The 14,530-nt window shown below is 51.5% G+C and carries 16 protein-coding genes and 1 tRNA gene; 7 read left to right on the top strand and 10 right to left on the bottom strand.

All coding sequences use genetic code 11. The features are described 5' to 3' along the window. Nucleotides 1–2: 2 nt before the first annotated feature. From FTO68_RS07100 to lonB, 4 genes are read right to left on the bottom strand one after another with little or no spacing between them, the layout of a single operon-like run. Entirely contained in the window at nucleotides 3–266 is a 264-nt protein-coding gene (locus FTO68_RS07100; protein WP_255332690.1) for a pro-sigmaK processing inhibitor BofA family protein, read from the bottom strand. A gap of 9 nt (nucleotides 267–275) precedes the next feature. Next, nucleotides 276–1,568 carry a TldD/PmbA family protein gene (locus tag FTO68_RS07095; RefSeq protein WP_255332689.1) on the bottom strand — a complete coding sequence of 431 codons (1,293 nt, stop codon included), beginning with the start codon at nucleotides 1,566–1,568 and terminating at the stop codon, nucleotides 276–278. Then, nucleotides 1,561–2,904, bottom strand: coding sequence for a TldD/PmbA family protein (locus FTO68_RS07090; RefSeq protein WP_304364223.1), 1,344 nt, complete (start codon nucleotides 2,902–2,904; stop codon nucleotides 1,561–1,563). The genes FTO68_RS07095 and FTO68_RS07090 overlap by 8 nt, the downstream gene beginning before the upstream one ends. Next, on the bottom strand, nucleotides 2,901–4,832 hold the full coding sequence (lonB, locus tag FTO68_RS07085) for an ATP-dependent protease LonB (RefSeq protein WP_255332687.1): 1,932 nt from the start codon (nucleotides 4,830–4,832) through the stop codon (nucleotides 2,901–2,903). Before lonB ends, FTO68_RS07090 begins: the two co-directional genes overlap by 4 nt. A gap of 86 nt (nucleotides 4,833–4,918) precedes the next feature. Between lonB and FTO68_RS07080 the strand changes: the two genes are divergently transcribed. From FTO68_RS07080 to thsA, 5 genes are all read left to right on the top strand, one after another. Then, nucleotides 4,919–5,764 (top strand): ribose-phosphate diphosphokinase, encoded by an 846-nt coding sequence (locus FTO68_RS07080; protein ID WP_255332686.1) that lies wholly within the window; start codon nucleotides 4,919–4,921, stop codon nucleotides 5,762–5,764. Further along, nucleotides 5,761–6,720, top strand: a complete 960-nt coding sequence (gene rtcA / locus FTO68_RS07075) for an RNA 3'-terminal phosphate cyclase (protein ID WP_255332685.1) — start codon at nucleotides 5,761–5,763, stop codon at nucleotides 6,718–6,720. The genes FTO68_RS07080 and rtcA overlap by 4 nt, the downstream gene beginning before the upstream one ends. Next, entirely contained in the window at nucleotides 6,717–7,172 is a 456-nt protein-coding gene (locus FTO68_RS07070) for an NOB1 family endonuclease (protein ID WP_255332684.1), read from the top strand. Before rtcA ends, FTO68_RS07070 begins: the two co-directional genes overlap by 4 nt. A 21-nt stretch (nucleotides 7,173–7,193) precedes the next feature. Beyond that, nucleotides 7,194–7,796, top strand: a complete 603-nt coding sequence (locus FTO68_RS07065) for an orotate phosphoribosyltransferase-like protein (RefSeq protein WP_255332683.1) — start codon at nucleotides 7,194–7,196, stop codon at nucleotides 7,794–7,796. A 72-nt stretch (nucleotides 7,797–7,868) separates the two neighbouring features. Beyond that, on the top strand, nucleotides 7,869–9,464 hold the full coding sequence (gene thsA / locus FTO68_RS07060) for a thermosome subunit alpha (protein ID WP_255332682.1): 1,596 nt from the start codon (nucleotides 7,869–7,871) through the stop codon (nucleotides 9,462–9,464). A gap of 44 nt (nucleotides 9,465–9,508) precedes the next feature. Here thsA and FTO68_RS07055 read toward each other — a convergent pair whose 3' ends face one another. From FTO68_RS07055 to FTO68_RS07045, 3 genes are all read right to left on the bottom strand, one after another. Continuing rightward, nucleotides 9,509–10,171, bottom strand: a complete 663-nt coding sequence (locus FTO68_RS07055; protein ID WP_255332681.1) for an HAD family hydrolase — start codon at nucleotides 10,169–10,171, stop codon at nucleotides 9,509–9,511. Between the two features lie 77 nt (nucleotides 10,172–10,248). Further along, the gene (locus tag FTO68_RS07050; RefSeq protein WP_255332680.1) at nucleotides 10,249–10,740 is read right to left on the bottom strand and encodes a type II toxin-antitoxin system VapC family toxin; all 492 of its coding nucleotides are present in this window, start codon (nucleotides 10,738–10,740) and stop codon (nucleotides 10,249–10,251) included. Next, a complete protein-coding gene (locus tag FTO68_RS07045) occupies nucleotides 10,740–10,925 on the bottom strand; it encodes a hypothetical protein (protein WP_255332679.1) in 186 nt (61 codons plus the stop codon). The genes FTO68_RS07050 and FTO68_RS07045 overlap by 1 nt, the downstream gene beginning before the upstream one ends. 260 nt (nucleotides 10,926–11,185) lie before the next feature. On the opposite strand from FTO68_RS07045, the gene FTO68_RS07040 reads away from it, so the two are divergent. Both FTO68_RS07040 and FTO68_RS07035 read left to right on the top strand, forming a co-directional pair. Then, nucleotides 11,186–11,270, top strand: a tRNA-Ser gene (locus FTO68_RS07040). Nucleotides 11,271–11,474: 204 nt separating this feature from the next. Further along, complete coding sequence (locus tag FTO68_RS07035) at nucleotides 11,475–12,092, top strand: chemotaxis protein CheC (RefSeq protein ID WP_255332678.1); 618 nt, start codon at nucleotides 11,475–11,477, stop codon at nucleotides 12,090–12,092. Between the two features lie 57 nt (nucleotides 12,093–12,149). Here the strand turns inward: FTO68_RS07035 and FTO68_RS07030 are convergent, their stop codons facing one another. The 3 genes from FTO68_RS07030 to FTO68_RS07020 are packed head-to-tail and all read right to left on the bottom strand — an operon-like array spanning nucleotide 12,150 to nucleotide 14,254. Further along, nucleotides 12,150–13,262, bottom strand: coding sequence for a PAS domain-containing sensor histidine kinase (locus tag FTO68_RS07030; RefSeq protein ID WP_255332677.1), 1,113 nt, complete (start codon nucleotides 13,260–13,262; stop codon nucleotides 12,150–12,152). Between the two features lie 6 nt (nucleotides 13,263–13,268). Then, complete coding sequence (locus FTO68_RS07025; RefSeq protein ID WP_255332676.1) at nucleotides 13,269–13,883, bottom strand: chemotaxis protein CheC; 615 nt, start codon at nucleotides 13,881–13,883, stop codon at nucleotides 13,269–13,271. Continuing rightward, complete coding sequence (locus FTO68_RS07020; RefSeq protein WP_255332675.1) at nucleotides 13,883–14,254, bottom strand: response regulator; 372 nt, start codon at nucleotides 14,252–14,254, stop codon at nucleotides 13,883–13,885. The genes FTO68_RS07025 and FTO68_RS07020 overlap by 1 nt, the downstream gene beginning before the upstream one ends. Nucleotides 14,255–14,530: the final 276 nt, after the last annotated feature.

The raw sequence follows: 14,530 nt of genomic DNA, 5'->3' as shown, positions 1-14,530 counted from the left end.
AGTCAGACTGTGATCCCTGCAATCGCAAGCAGGATAAGCATAACGGCACCGGGGATACCTCCAAATGCACATATAAGCACCGTCGCCCAGGTGATCGGAATATCAGGAACGCCGAGGAAGGAGAGGAGATGGAATGTGTTTGTGATCAGAAGGAGGATTAATCCTGCTGCTGCATTTGCAAGCAGCGTCATGCCTTTCTTTATGCAAAAGTAGAGCGTGACAATGAGCGCCGCCACAAAAAGAAGGGGTATGAGTAATTCAAGCATGGGCCGGTATCACCCGACAAGGCGCATCCCATCGATCCGGACCGCTGGAACAATCACCGATCCAACCCGCCTTGGAGTGCGTCCCATTCCGGTCATCTGACCGAACATATCAAAGATATTTCCTGCAATCATTGCTTTTCTGACCGGCTCCTGGACGACCCCGTCTTCCATAATAAAGGCGTTCTGGACCTCAACCGAGAAATCTCCAGTGAGAGGATTAGCTGTATGCGCCCCGATCACATCATTGATCGATATGCAACGGCCTTCACCCGGCTCCTGCATCGTTTCACCACAAAATACCATATTGTGCATCCCGATTGTCACACCACCACCGAGACCGCCACGCTGCGCATTTCCGGTACTTTCTTTCCCAAACCGGTACGCAGTCTTAAGATCGTAAATGAAGGATTTTAAAACACCATCTTCAATGAGGATATTTTCTCTGGTCGGGACACCTTCCGCATCGAACCGGCCGCTTCCCAGCCCGCCAGGGTAGAAGGGATCATCGATCACCGAGAGGTGTTCTGCTCCAATCACCTCGCCAAGCTTCTCTGCCAGAAACGATCTTCCCATGTGTACAGATCTCCCGTTCAATGCAGACGATAGAAGGGAGGCACAGAGTCCGGCAAAGGCCATTGGCGAGAGGAGCAGATCATAGATGCCTGTTTCAATTGGAACGCCATGTTGGGAAGTTTGGGCAAGTTCTGCTGCCCTCCTGCCGATCTCAAATGGATCTATATCAAGGGAGTATGAGCGATCATACTCAAATCCTGTGGACTGCCCTGCGATCGTTTCAAGCGATGCCGATACCGATGAGTGATCTTCTTCATAGCAGATACCGCAGGAATTTGCCAGGATGACTGATCCAAGAGAAAGACCTGCACCCCCGCCGACAACCTCGGCTTCAGGATAAACTGATGCCCCTTCAAGAAGCCTGTTGCAGAATGTGTGTGCAATATCAGGATCTGTTTTGACAGCACTGTCATATGACAGGGAACCGCCCTTCAGGGAGACGGGATCGGGCAGGCCGCCCCAGGGTACCGGTTCTGCAAGATGTGCACTTGAGACTGCCGAGTCAAGGCACACACGCCAGTCTGCGATGGTGCTTGTACCAGACGATCCGATCCTGCCGGAATCGATCACGCGGATGATCAGGGCTGTTCCAAATGATTCACCTGCATATGCTGGAACGGAGCGTTTCATCTCTATTGAGACGCTCTCGCTTGTAAGAAGGGCAACTTCAACCTCATCTGCATATTTCAGTCCGGTCTCGATAATATCGGATATGACCTCTTTATGCATCGCCACTACCTCCGATGATCGCCTCAGAAAGGAGGAGATGTGGGGAGCCGTCAGATACAGGGACACTCTGCCCGCCTTTTCCGCAGTATCCCGGATGCATCCTGAGATCGTCTCCGCAGAGGGTGATGGCATGTAATGTCGAGAGGATCTCGCCGGTGAGCGAGACATCCCTGACCATCTCTGTCAGCTCGCCCCCCTCGATCAGGTAGCCGAATTCAGCATTAAACTGGAAGACGCCACGGCCGGGATCCACCTGGCCGCCGCGTGAGCCTCCAAGGAGGATGCCATCCCTGCATTCTTCGATGATCTCATCGTACCGGGCATCACCGGCCGCGATATAAGTGTTGCTCATCCGCACAATCGGGAGATCACCCGGCATAGCCCGTGCATGCCCGGAATCACCATTGCCGACTGCAGCAAGTGTTTCACGCGAATGAAGAAACCTTTTCATGACGCCCGCTTCGATGATCGCAGTCCTTCTCCCGGCAACACCCTCGGCATCAAGGGGTTCAAACCCGAATGCATGCATGGTGGGATCATCTATAATCGTAACAATATGGCTTCCGATAGTAGAGCCTATCTGATCTTTGAGGACCGAAGCACCATCCTTGACCAGATCTCCCTCGCTTGCATGCCCGACGGCCTCATGGGCAAAGACACCGCCGAGTTCCGGGTCAAGAACTGCCCGCATCCTGCCTCCTTTTACAGCACGGGCATTCAGGAGAGCAACGGCACGCGTACCTGCCTTAATGCCGTCTTCGGTTCTCCCTCTCAGGTTGAGACCATCAATACTGTGGTCACGGATATATCCCATCTGCATTGTGCCGTTCTGTTTTGCAACAGCCATAACAGAAAATCCTGAACGGCAGGTGGTATAGGATGCCTCGTATCCGGTCGAGTCAAGAAAAGTGACCGCTTCAAACCGCTCCGTGTAGGTGCCGCGTGTGTTTGAGACACCCGGCAGCTTTGCCGCATCAGTGATCTGCATAAGCAGCGCCCCCTTCTCTTCGAGCGGGACCTTAGTCGGATCCTCTTTTACCGGGGGCACCGGCAACGGCTTCCGATCCGGCGCATCAGCAAGTACCACATCCTCTGCAGTCACCACCGCTGCTTTCTCAGCCCGCAGAAGGTAGTCCCGGAGTGCTCCTTTATCATCGGGATCGAATGGCGAGACAGCAACAATGCCCCAGCCGCGAGGTCCAAGTGCCCGGATGATGGCTTTTGAGAAGAAAGTGACACCGGCAGATTCGATCTCGCCATTATCGATATCGATGCCGGTATGCTCTCCGCTGACATGGCGGATATCCCAGTACCTGAGTCGGGAATCCACGCTCAGACAACCCCTGGTTCAGTGGTTATCGGCTGATTTGGCGGGATCATTGCATGCTCTGCAAGTTTCTTCAGCTTGGCAAGGAATCCTGCACGGTTTGCCGGAACCAGTGCCTGCTCAAGGATCTCCTCGATATGCGAGACCGGGATGATCTCAATCATCTCCCTGTACCGGTCCTCGACCAGTACATCGCCTGCATTTGATCTCGGGATAAAGACCTTTTTGATCCCGGCTTTTGCAGCCGCCTCGATCTTGTAGGTGACACCACCAACCGGGAGGACATCGCCCCTGACCGAAAGGGAGCCGGTCATTGCCACATCCTGCCGGACAGGAATGCCTTCAATTGCTGAGATGACCGCGGTTGCAACCGAGACTGATGCGGAATCCCCTTCAACACCCTGGTAGGTGCCAATGAACTGGACATGAATATCGATGTTTCTGATATCCTTGCCAGTGAACTTCTTCAGGATTGCCGAGACATTCTTGATCGACTCCTGCGCAATCTCCTTTAAAAGACCGGTTGCGATCACAGTCCCGGAAGCACCCTGTGCAGGGGTGACTTCGGCAACGATCGGGAGTACCGAACCCGAATCGCTCCCCATCACCGCAAGGCCGTTTACTTTTCCAACAGCAGTTCCTGAGATAATTGTTAGATCGTAATCCCGGCTGCGTCGGATATATTCGTCTGAGATCTGATCTTCAACAGAGCGGGCAGTCTCTTTTGCAGCGAGAACATGGGGGAGGCTTGTCACTTCTGATCCCTCGCCGCGGGCAATGTCTCCTGCAACCCGGACAAGGCCGCCGAGATCACGGAGTTTCAGGGTGAGGTGACCTTTCCTGTTCGAACGCCTCCGGGCCTCGCGGATCACCTCGGTAATGGCACTTCTGTCAAATGGAGGGATTTTACCGTCATTTTTGACTTCCTGTGCGATGAAACGGATGAACTTCTCGCGATTTGCAGGGCTGTCATCGATCGTATCCTGCATGAATACCTCGTATCCATATCCCCGTATACGGGAGCGGAGAGCCGGGTGCATCCCCTGCATTGCATCAAGATTACCTGCTGCAATCATCACGAAGCGGCAGGGAACCGGCTCGGTCCTGACCATTGCACCGCTTGAACGTTCACTCTGGCCGGTGATCGGGAACTCACCCTCCTGGAGTGCGGTGAGGAGGTTTTGCTGGGAATGGGGTGTGAGAGTGTTGATCTCATCGATGAAGAGTACGCCTTTGTGCGAGCGGTGGATTGCACCTGCCTCCACACGATCGTGCGAAGGTGTCTCAAGCCCACCTGACTGGAAGGGATCATGCCGGACATCGCCAAGGAGTGCACCTGCATGAGACCCGGTTCCGTCGATGAAGGGGGCTTTTGAATCTGGCGACGTCGATACGAGAAGTTTTGGAACCATCACATCATCCCGAGGCATCATCGTCCTGAATGCGAGGAAGATGAAGGCAACAGCGATGATACCCATCAGGAGCATCCCGGAGATGAGGGCATACCCGATGATACCGAAGACGAGCATCAGCATCAGCATATTCCGCATCTGTGCCCGTTTCCGTGACTCCATCTTATGAGCAGCAACGATCTCCTTGCCCCTTCCGGCGGGAACGGTCCGCACGAGAGGGTTATTATTGTCATCGGAGTTTGGATAGACGAGGATGTCCTGCATCTCTTCTTTTGGAAGGAGTTCGGTCATTGCCTTGGCAAGCATCGATTTGCCGGTTCCGGGGGTTCCGATCATCATCACATGCCGTCGCTGGATTGCAGCTTTCCTGATCACCTCGACAGCATGTTCCTGTCCGATCACCTGGTCGATGAGCCCGGGCGGCACCTCAACGTCAGCGGTTGTGGCAATATCGATATCGCCGAAGAGGAGTTCTTCATTGAATTCTTCTTCGGCAAGGCCCACAGTCTCTGTCTCTGTCCCCATTCTGAGATATACCTCACACATATGTTGAATGCTTATATATCGGAGACCGATAGTTTAAGTAGTTTCAGTACCGGGAGAATCTAACAATGAAGGTCATATACACAGATAAAAGCCAGATTATCGCTTCAAAAGTAGCAGAAAACCTGGGCGCACCCCTGGGAGAGGTAAAAAAATCCCGGTTTCCTGATAATGAGATATATATCCGGGCAGACGGGCTTGATGACAGAACAGTGATCGTATCATCCCTCCCCGATGCAGAGTCTATTGTTGAACTTCTCCTCTTAATCGATGCCTGTGAAGGATCCGAAGTGAGCCTCGTCATACCGTACATGGCATATGCACGGCAGGATAAGCGGTTCAATACCGGGGAGCCGATAAGCATCCGTGCGATTGCTCAGGCACTCAGCAGGGGCGTTGCACGGATTATCACCGTGAATATCCATGAACCGGATGTGCTAAAGTACTTCGGCGTGCCTGCAGTTAATATCTCGATCGCACCGGCAGTCGGAGAGTACCTTGCGAAAACCGCCATTGAAAACCCCCTCATTCTCGCACCCGATGATGGAGCATGGCCATTTGCACAAGGCGTTGCCGCTGATTGCGGGTGGGACTGCAACCATCTCGATAAGACCCGGCATTCGGGTGTGGAAGTATCAATCAGGCAGAAGGATGTCGGAGTTGCCGGGAGGAATGTCGTCATCGTCGACGATATCATCTCAACAGGAGGAACGCTTACCACCGCTGCAGAGATGCTCGCAGCAGAAGGAGCCCGTTCTATCTCTGCCGCCTGCGTCCATGGCGTCTTCTCGGGAGGAGGGTACGCACGCCTGATTGCAGCAGGATTCTCCCAAATCGCATCAAGCGATACGATCGAGAGGGGCTGTTCTGTCATATCTGCTGCACCGGCGATTGCCGAGGCACTCAGGAGATGATAACAATCGATGGCGGTACGCTCGAGGGCGGAGGCCAGATCGTCCGGACAGCAGTAGCCCTCTCTTCTGTTTCGGGAGAGCCGGTTACGATTAGGAATATCCGGAAGAACAGATCTATTCCCGGTCTTGCCGCCCAGCATGTCGCTGCGGTAAAGGCGGCAGCCGCGATTTCGAATGCCTCAACCACGGGTGTTTCCATTGGAACAGGTGAGATTACCTTTCTTCCCGGCGAACCGGAGAGGAAGGATATCTGTATCGATATTGGAACTGCGGGGAGTATTCCGCTAGTCTTATCAGCCTGGCTTCCCCTTGCAATCCGAATAGGAGGCAGTATCACTATTACCGGCGGAACCGAGGTGCGTGATGCCCCGACGATCGATTACTGTGAGTGTGTCTTCCTGGAGTATCTGAGAACACATGGGGGCAGAATCTCCCTTGAGATACTGGTAAGAGGATACTATCCGGAAGGAGGAGGCAGAGTCAGGGTTGTAGTTGAACCATCCCGGATCGCCCCGCTCGGCACTTTTATTCCAGCCGGTTCCGGGATTGTATCTGCCTCCTCTGGACTACCCGATCACGTGGCTACCCGGCAGGCGGATGCAGCAGCGTCTGTTGCGGGGGATCTGCCAATCCATATCGTTCGGCAAAAGGGATCTTCGATCGGATCATCCTGTACGGTCTTTTCAGGAGGGCATGGGGGATCCGCCCTCGGGAAACAGGGGCTTCCTGCAGAGGCTGTGGGGCGAATGGCAGCAGAATCTTTCCTTCAGGGGCGATCCTTTGATCTCGACCCACATGCCTGCGATCAGCTCCTCCCCTACCTTGCACTTTATGGAGGATCAATTGGCACAACAAAGCTCACATCTCACGCGATGACCATGATCTCACTGCTTGGGCATTTCGGGTACCCGATCTCCATAGCAAGTCAGGGTGACTGTGTGGAGGTGTCGGCATGAAGATCGTCTGTGATGCGTCCTTCTTCTTTGGAGAATATCCTTTGGATGGCGATCTCTTCACCACCCCGCTGGTAATTGCGGAACTCTGCGATCTCAGATCCAAATGCCGACTCGATGCACTGAAGGCAGGTGGGCTGACAGTAATAGAGCCGCCGCCAGAATCCTTCGGGAATGTTCGGAAAGCAGCGGAATCAACCGGGGATATCGGCGTCCTCTCTGAAACAGATGTCAGTATACTGGCACTTGCCTCTACGATCAGGGGTGAGGTGGCAACAGATGATTTTGCTGTTCAGAATGTTGCCGCTGCCCTTGGGATCAGGGTGAGACCCATACTCCAGCGGCGGGCGAAACGGCGTATCTGGAAGATGGTATGCACCGGCTGCGGCCGGGATGTTGAGGAGGGAGCAGACTGCCCGGTATGCGGCGCTCCGTTGAAACGAAGGCATAAATAGATGAATATCACCTTTACAGATATGTCATCCCTTGAGGATCTGAAAGAGCGGGCACGCCTGCTCCTCGAAGAGGGGCATAGTCCAGGCCAGATTGCAGACGAGCTCTCCCTCTCGATAGAGACGGTTACCTGGCTTCTGACCCAGCCGAAGGGAGATGAGGCCCCACGAGATGTGCACATAGACTGGACAAGGGTAAGTTGTGATGCACAGCTTATCGAGGCAGTTGCAGCGATGATGATCGATGCATACATCCCACCCTCAGATCGGACCGAGCCCCTCGATGCCGATGTGATCGTCGGGATTGCAATCTCGGGCATCCCGCTCGCCACCCTGATCGGTGCACGCGAGGGGTGCAGCCTTGCAATCTACCATCCTGCAAAGCATGCCACCTCCGATACGCCCATCGGATCCATCTCAGGGAACTTTGCCAATGTGAAAAATAAGCGCTGCATTATCGTCGATGATGTGATCACCTCAGGCAGGACCATCCAGGAAGTTGTTGCATATCTCAGGAGGCACGGGGGGGTGCCGGTGGCGGTCTGGGTCCTCTTTGATAAGCGCGGTATCACCGAGGTTGAGGGAGTCCCGGTACACTCACTCTTCAGAATCTCCAGAATAGATTAAGCAGGGTCACGACATAGGCTACATTTATATAGAAGTTCAATTCAATTTTTATCAATACAGGAGGATTACAGAGTGGCAAATCAAAATCAGTTAACCGGGCAACCAATTATTATCCTGCGGGATAACGTTGAACAGACCCGCGGTCATGAGGCACAGCGATCAAATATCCTCGCGGCAAAAGCGATCTCCGAAGCGGTAAGGACGACGCTTGGACCCCGCGGTATGGATAAGATGCTCGTTGCCGGAGGCGATATCACCATCACAAACGATGGTGCGACCATTTTAAGCGAACTCTCGGTTCAGCACCCCGGCGCCAAGATGGTAGTCGAGGTTGCAACCGCACAGGACGATGAGTGCGGAGACGGAACCACCACCGCTGCCATCATGGTCGGTTCATTCATGGAGCAGGCCGAACGGATGCTCAAGATGGGGATCCATCCGACAAACATCTCAAAGGGCTATTCGCTGGGTATGAGAAAAGCACTTGAGATCCTCTCGGAACTTGCAGTCAATGTCACCCCAGATGATAAGGAGAGCCTGAAGAAGATCGCAAAGACCGCTATGATCGGGAAGACGATCGAGGCAGTCATGGAGAAGGCTGCTGATATCGTCGTTGATGCGGTTGCAACTGTCGCCGACTCTTCATCCGGCAGAATCGTCATCGATGAAGACGATATTCTTGTCAAGACCCAGAAGGGCGATGCAATGGATGACATCGAGCTTGTCCGGGGAGTTATCATCGGCAAGGGCCGTGTAGACGAACAGATGCCTAAGCTTGTGAAGGGCGCACAAGTTGCCATGATCGGCACACCCCTTGAGATTACAAAGACCCAGACCAAGGCAAAGATCAAGATCTCCTCATCCGAACAGGTTGCAGCATTTGGCGATGCCGAGAGAGCCTCGTTGAAGAAGCTTGCAGATCAGATCATCGCTTCAGGTGCAAATGTTCTCCTCTGCCAGAAAGGCATTGCCGATTCCGTGCAGTACTACCTGGCAAAGGCAGGGATCTATACACTTGAAGATGTGCCAGAGAAGGAGATGAAGTACGCAGCAAAGGCACTCTGCGGAGAGATCGTCAACAAACCCGAGGATCTGACCCCTGCAACCCTCGGCACAGCCGAACAGGTGGAGCAGATCTACGGAGAGGAGCTGACGAAGATCTCAGGATGCGAGAACGCAAAGGCAGTCACAATCCTGATCCGAGGTTCTACCCAGTATCTCATCGATGAGCTTGAGCGTGCGATCAATGACGCAAAGCGGGTTATCCAGGATGCAATGGAAGATGGGAAATACACCATCGGCGGCGCAGCGGTTGAGACAGAGATGATCGTCCGGATCCGCGACTATGCAGCTACCATCGGTGGCCGTGAACAGATCGCTGTCGAAGCGTTTGCAAATGCATTTGAGATCATCCCGATTACACTCGCAGAGAACTCGGGATTCAACCCAATCGACAAGCTGGTTGAACTGAAGAAGGCACACACTGACGGCAAAAAGAATACTGGCCTCAATGTCTATACCGGTAAGATCGTCGACATGAGTGAAGAGGGTGTTTTTGAGCCGATGCGTGTGAAGCGCCAGGCAATCCAGAGTGCATCCGAGATCGCATCCCTCCTGATCCGGGTTGACGATATGATGGTCACCCAGTCCCACGCACCCGGGCAGTAAAACCAATCCCCTTCTTTTCCCTACAGGATACTTAAATCCCTTTTTTAGAGATTTGATGAGAATAATTCCCGGATTTCATGGAGATCAGAGACGATCCTCTCAACACCGGGCTTCCCAAAGAATCTATCCGTATCACCCGGCGCTACCCTTGCAATAAACCGGACACCCGTATCTGTTGCCGCCTGCCAGTCCTGTGGAGCGTCGCCGATGAAGAGAGTTTCCTCCGGTGAAACACCGGTTGCGGTGAGAATCTCCCGAATACAATCTGCTTTTGAACGTGGGGAGCCATAGATACGGATAAAATAATCTGAAAGCCCCCGGCGATCTGCAATCTCATGCATCTCCCCCTCAGGGGTTGCTGAGACGACAAAGAGGGGAATATTGCCCTTTAATTCGTTTAGAAGCTCAAAGGCTCCCGGAACAAGCGGTATTGTGAACATTTTTTCCCGGATGATTCCCGCATACCGGTCCCCAAGCCACTCTTCCTGTTCAGGAGTGAGCTCCTCATGGAGCATCTCTTTATAGATGTGGCAAAACTTCACGAAACGGCTCATCCCCCCGTTATCAAGATGGTACTGCACGATCGCATCCTGATGTTCTGGTACAAACGAGAATGTCTCCCTGAATGCTTCTGCCTTCATGGAGATGGATTCGGCGATCACCCCATCAAAATCAAAGATGATCAGGCGAAGCGGTGGATGTTGCATAGAGGGATATCTGTATTGGGAGCAGATAGCAGTGACTATAGGAGTCCGGGGGTGGTGAGGAGTGGGAGAGGTTGTTTTCAGGGATGTGCCAGAGTTAAGAAATCCACTCTGTCAAAATCACGATCGTTTGTGGCGAAATAGTCAATCTGGTGTTTCTGTACTGAAGCAGCATGGAGGGCATCTGAGAAGAGCAATCCATAATTCTGTGAAATTGCAAGTGTATCGCTCAGAATATCGGAAGTATCGAGGATAATAAGGTTGTACTCCTGTATGATATCATGTGTGATAGAATATGGAGCATGCATATCCTTTAAAATTCCTGGATTTTGTTTGATGTAGATAATCGCATCGCGTGGAGAAAGCTGCTTTTCTGTATACATCTGGGTGAGCATTGCCTTGTGAAAAAATTCATCAATGACGGTAGAATTGATATATCCGATGATCTCTTCGGCTTGAATCCTTTCAAGAAGTCGTTCAGAAGAGTCTGAGAAACGGGTAGTGCTGAACGCATAGAGAAGAATATTGGTATCGAGAAAAACTGACCCCTCGGCAATATCATCGGTATGCATCAGTACAACTCTTCAAGGTCTTTTTCGGCCAGATCGAGAATAAATCTTTCAGGGGCAGTTAGTTTAATTGTTTTTTTGGATCGTTTTTTTAACCTGACAATCACTTTCTCTCCCCCATTCTCCAAAGGTTGATCCAGCTGGATTGTTGTAGTATTAACGAGTCTTCCATCCACTTCTACCGGCATAAGACCACTTAGTGATACACTACGAAAGCGGAGCATATAATAGTGACTCTTATCTTGATTGCTTCTGCTCGGAATCCTTGTATCTGCTGAATGCATGAGGGATAGGCTCTTATTTTAATACCACCCCGTCATCAGGTTTTGATTATCTGCGAAGATCGAGGCGAAGCAATATCTGCAAGTGATTACGAGGTAGTCTACGCATAGGAGGACCCTTCAGAAGCCTTAATACCGCACAAATGAAATTCTATATCCCGATCTATGCCGAGGTAGTCTAGTCCGGGAAGGCGGTGGCCTCGAAAGCCACTGGTGTTTTGCACCTCGGGAGTTCAAATCTCCCCCTCGGCGTCTCAAACCTTTTCTGCTCCTGAACCATTCCTGGGAACGATTCTCCTATACCCAATATAATTGGCATCTATTGCTCAGGCAGGATTGCTCTTATATGCGTTGATACCGCTTCCCCAGGAGAGGCTTGATCTGGTATGCAAGAGAATACCCGGACTCAAACCCGATGCTCTTAAGTACCTGGGAGCAGAAATATCATGATTACGCATGACTATCCTGACACCGATACAGGCAGATGCATTGAATGAGCTTGGAAATATCGGATCATCACACGCCGCAAATGCACTCTCTGCCCTTCTGATGCACCAGATCGAACTGACTGTACCGGCTGTTGAGATCATCGATCTTGCAGATATTCATGGGTGTGTCACCGACGATCTCTTTGTTACCATCCTCTTTGAGATGCAGGGGGAGATCGATCATGCCGGGTATATCATGTTCCTGCTTCCGCTGGATTCAGCCATCCGTATGACCAATGTGCTCCTCGGGACAACTGAAGAGGAGCGGGAATTAACCGAGATGGATGAGAGCACTCTCCAGGAGATAGGAAACATCATGGCATCGGCATTCCTGAATGCAAGCGCTGAGCTGCTCAGTGTCGTGATGATCCCCTCCCCACCCAGCCTCGTCATTGATATGGGGCATTCGGCGATCGAGGAGATCCTGGCAGAACTGGCCGTCGAGGTGAATGAGGTGATCATCTTCCACACAACGCTCACCTGCGATCAGTATTCGATCAATGGCAACCTTATGATGATGCCCGCCATTGATACGCTGTCACAGATACTGACGATTATGGATCAGATGCTTAACGATACTGCCTGAGAAGATTAAAGAGGATTGTTCCTTTCGGAAGAGAGAAAATAGAAGAAATGGTTTTCTTCAGGCCGGATTCGCAATCCGGTATGCTCCCTCAGGCACAGAAATCTCAAACCGTGCACCCTTTCCTTCTTCGCCTGTTTCGGTGATGGCAATTCCCGTGATCGCAAGAATTTCACGCACCAGAAAGAGCCCCATACCAGTGTTTTTCCCAAAACCACGTTTGAATATCTCCTCTTTATCATCTTCCGGAATACCTGAGCCGTCATCCTCCCACGCAATAAGAAGGCCTGATGATGAAGGCTGGCAGGCGAGATCTATCCGTGTTGCCCCCATAGCATGCCTGAGAGCGTTATCGTAGAGGTTGTAAAAGACCTTTTCCAGCATCGGATCGCAATAGATCGATACGCCTTTGCATGCAGAATATATTGGAAGACGCTCCTCTGTATCAAGGGTTTCGATCAGGGTATCAATAGAAAACCATCCGGCATCCTCTATCCCAAGCTGTTCATACTGGCGGTTGAACAGCAGGATGTTCTGGATTACCATTGCTGCTGCCCTGACATGCCTAAGATATTCTGCCTGTGTCGCATCGGAAGTGAGGTCCTCGGCAAACCCAAGGAAACCGTCGATGACCATAATCTTGTTGAGGATATCATGACGGGTAACGCTTGAAAGAAGGTTTAACTTGGCGTTTAGATTTTCCAGTGCTTCTTCAGCCTTTTTCCGTTCCTGTACCTCCAGAAGGGCCTGATCTTTCATCTGGCGAACCGATCGTATCTCATGATCAAGATCGGTGACATCCTCGATGATGATCATTGCACAGGGATGATCGGGATTGCCTCCGGCATACCTGATAACCGAGGTCTGCTGGACCCGGCTGGTCCCGTCGGCTTTTGTGCAGGGTATAAACGATCTGTGGAGCTGGGAAGAGAAGACTGCCGGGGGCCCCCCATCCATCACCTGATCGATCCGTGACCGGTATGAGGGGGTGTTTAAATCAGGGTACAGTTCCATGAGATTTTCGCCCACCATAACCTCACTCAGATGGCCGCTCCATTCTGCCAGGGTTCTGTTCCAGATGAGGATTTTTCGCTTTCTATCGATGACACAGATCCCAACGGGCAGAGCATCCGAGAATTCTGTAATAACAGATAGATTTTTTTGCTGGCTCACGGCTGGCTATCCCCTTGAAATCTCCCTTACTCTTCTGACAAGGGTTTCAAATGATTCTGCCCCCATGATAATCAGGATTTTTCCCTCAATATTCAGATTCCTGATGAACATGTGGGTCTCTGCAAGCAGGACTGCTTCCCGATGCTCCTGCCTGACATTCTGTATTAATGCCGGGATATCAGCCTCACAGTAGGAAGGAAGCGAGTAGGTTAGCTGGCTTTGCAGCACATTTGTTATCGATCCCATAACACCGTTGATTAAGATATTGCCGATCTCTTTGAGTGTTTCCGCGTCAATAGAGCTGAACGGGCGCTCATATTCATTGTCTGAGATTTCATCACCGGTTACCGCATCAATGAGTACATGGGCACTCTCTGCGGGAAAGATTGAGTATGTCATTCCGGAAAATACACCCTGAAAATCAAGAGATATTGCAGAATACCGATCTTTTCCAATCTGGGAGAGAATCTGCGAAAACTCATCCTGGGAATAGATGCTGACGTTCGGTATGGTAAGCTCGATTACCGATCCGGTCATCTCAGAGAGGATGCCTGCGGCTTTTCCAACACCGATATTCACCAGTTCGCAGATGGCATCAAGATCCAGGGGGTCAATCTCCATCAGGCATCACCAGGGAGTTCCAGCACCTTCCGGATTGCCGGAACAAGTTCTTCCTGTCTGAGCGGTTTGTTCAGGAAGCTGCGTGCTCCAAGTTTCAGGCAGAGATCACGGGTGGTATCCTGAATATCAGAGGTGAAAACTAGAACAGGGATGGAGATTTTCTTCTCCTGTATCACTTTCAAAAACTCTATCCCATCCATATCAGGCATCAGGAGATCGACGAGAATAGCGTCAGGATTCTCCTTCTCCGCCATCTCTAGCCCGAGACGGCCATTATCGGCTTCGATACAGGTGAACTGTTCGTTTGTGAGTGTCTTTTTAATGATGGTGCGCTGAAAGGATGAATCGTCAATGATGAGAATTGTTGGCATAGGCATCCCTTATATAGGAATTCTTTTGGGAAATAATTTAGCATCACTTGAACAGAAACACAGCCATTCGATCTCTTCCTCGATCCTGCATCCGTGCAAGTCCTTCATTTGAGGATGGCATAATCCTGCAATAAAACCGATACCCTGTGCCATTAACCGGTATCTAAAGCAAAGGGTTTTTTAGTACCATCGCCTTTAGACATACATTTAATCCCATGTATTCCAAACGAAAATACATAGGATTAACATGGATGTGGATGAGCCTGATTGCCTGAA

The organism is Methanocalculus taiwanensis, from assembly GCF_024372745.1.
Taxonomy (GTDB): Archaea; Halobacteriota; Methanomicrobia; order Methanomicrobiales; family Methanocorpusculaceae; genus Methanocalculus; species Methanocalculus taiwanensis.
Note: the sequence above shows the minus strand (reverse complement) of the source record. Positions and strands in the feature narration are given on the sequence as shown.

Excerpts from the sequence above, each read along its gene's own strand:
- FTO68_RS07025 (WP_255332676.1), bottom strand. The coding sequence starts at position 13,883 with ATGGAGATTGACCCCCTGGATCTTGATGCCATCTGCGAACTGGTGAAT.
- FTO68_RS07050 (WP_255332680.1), bottom strand. The coding sequence starts at position 10,740 with ATGCATACCGATGATATTGCCGAGGGGTCAGTTTTTCTCGATACCAAT.
- FTO68_RS07065 (WP_255332683.1), top strand. The coding sequence starts at position 7,194 with ATGTCATCCCTTGAGGATCTGAAAGAGCGGGCACGCCTGCTCCTCGAA.
- FTO68_RS07020 (WP_255332675.1), bottom strand. The coding sequence starts at position 14,254 with ATGCCAACAATTCTCATCATTGACGATTCATCCTTTCAGCGCACCATC.
- rtcA (WP_255332685.1), top strand. The coding sequence starts at position 5,761 with ATGATAACAATCGATGGCGGTACGCTCGAGGGCGGAGGCCAGATCGTC.
- FTO68_RS07100 (WP_255332690.1), bottom strand. The coding sequence starts at position 266 with ATGCTTGAATTACTCATACCCCTTCTTTTTGTGGCGGCGCTCATTGTC.
- lonB (WP_255332687.1), bottom strand. The coding sequence starts at position 4,832 with ATGGGGACAGAGACAGAGACTGTGGGCCTTGCCGAAGAAGAATTCAAT.
- FTO68_RS07035 (WP_255332678.1), top strand. The coding sequence starts at position 11,475 with ATGACTATCCTGACACCGATACAGGCAGATGCATTGAATGAGCTTGGA.
- FTO68_RS07070 (WP_255332684.1), top strand. The coding sequence starts at position 6,717 with ATGAAGATCGTCTGTGATGCGTCCTTCTTCTTTGGAGAATATCCTTTG.
- FTO68_RS07080 (WP_255332686.1), top strand. The coding sequence starts at position 4,919 with ATGAAGGTCATATACACAGATAAAAGCCAGATTATCGCTTCAAAAGTA.
- FTO68_RS07095 (WP_255332689.1), bottom strand. The coding sequence starts at position 1,568 with ATGCATAAAGAGGTCATATCCGATATTATCGAGACCGGACTGAAATAT.
- FTO68_RS07045 (WP_255332679.1), bottom strand. The coding sequence starts at position 10,925 with ATGCCGGTAGAAGTGGATGGAAGACTCGTTAATACTACAACAATCCAG.
- FTO68_RS07055 (WP_255332681.1), bottom strand. The coding sequence starts at position 10,171 with ATGCAACATCCACCGCTTCGCCTGATCATCTTTGATTTTGATGGGGTG.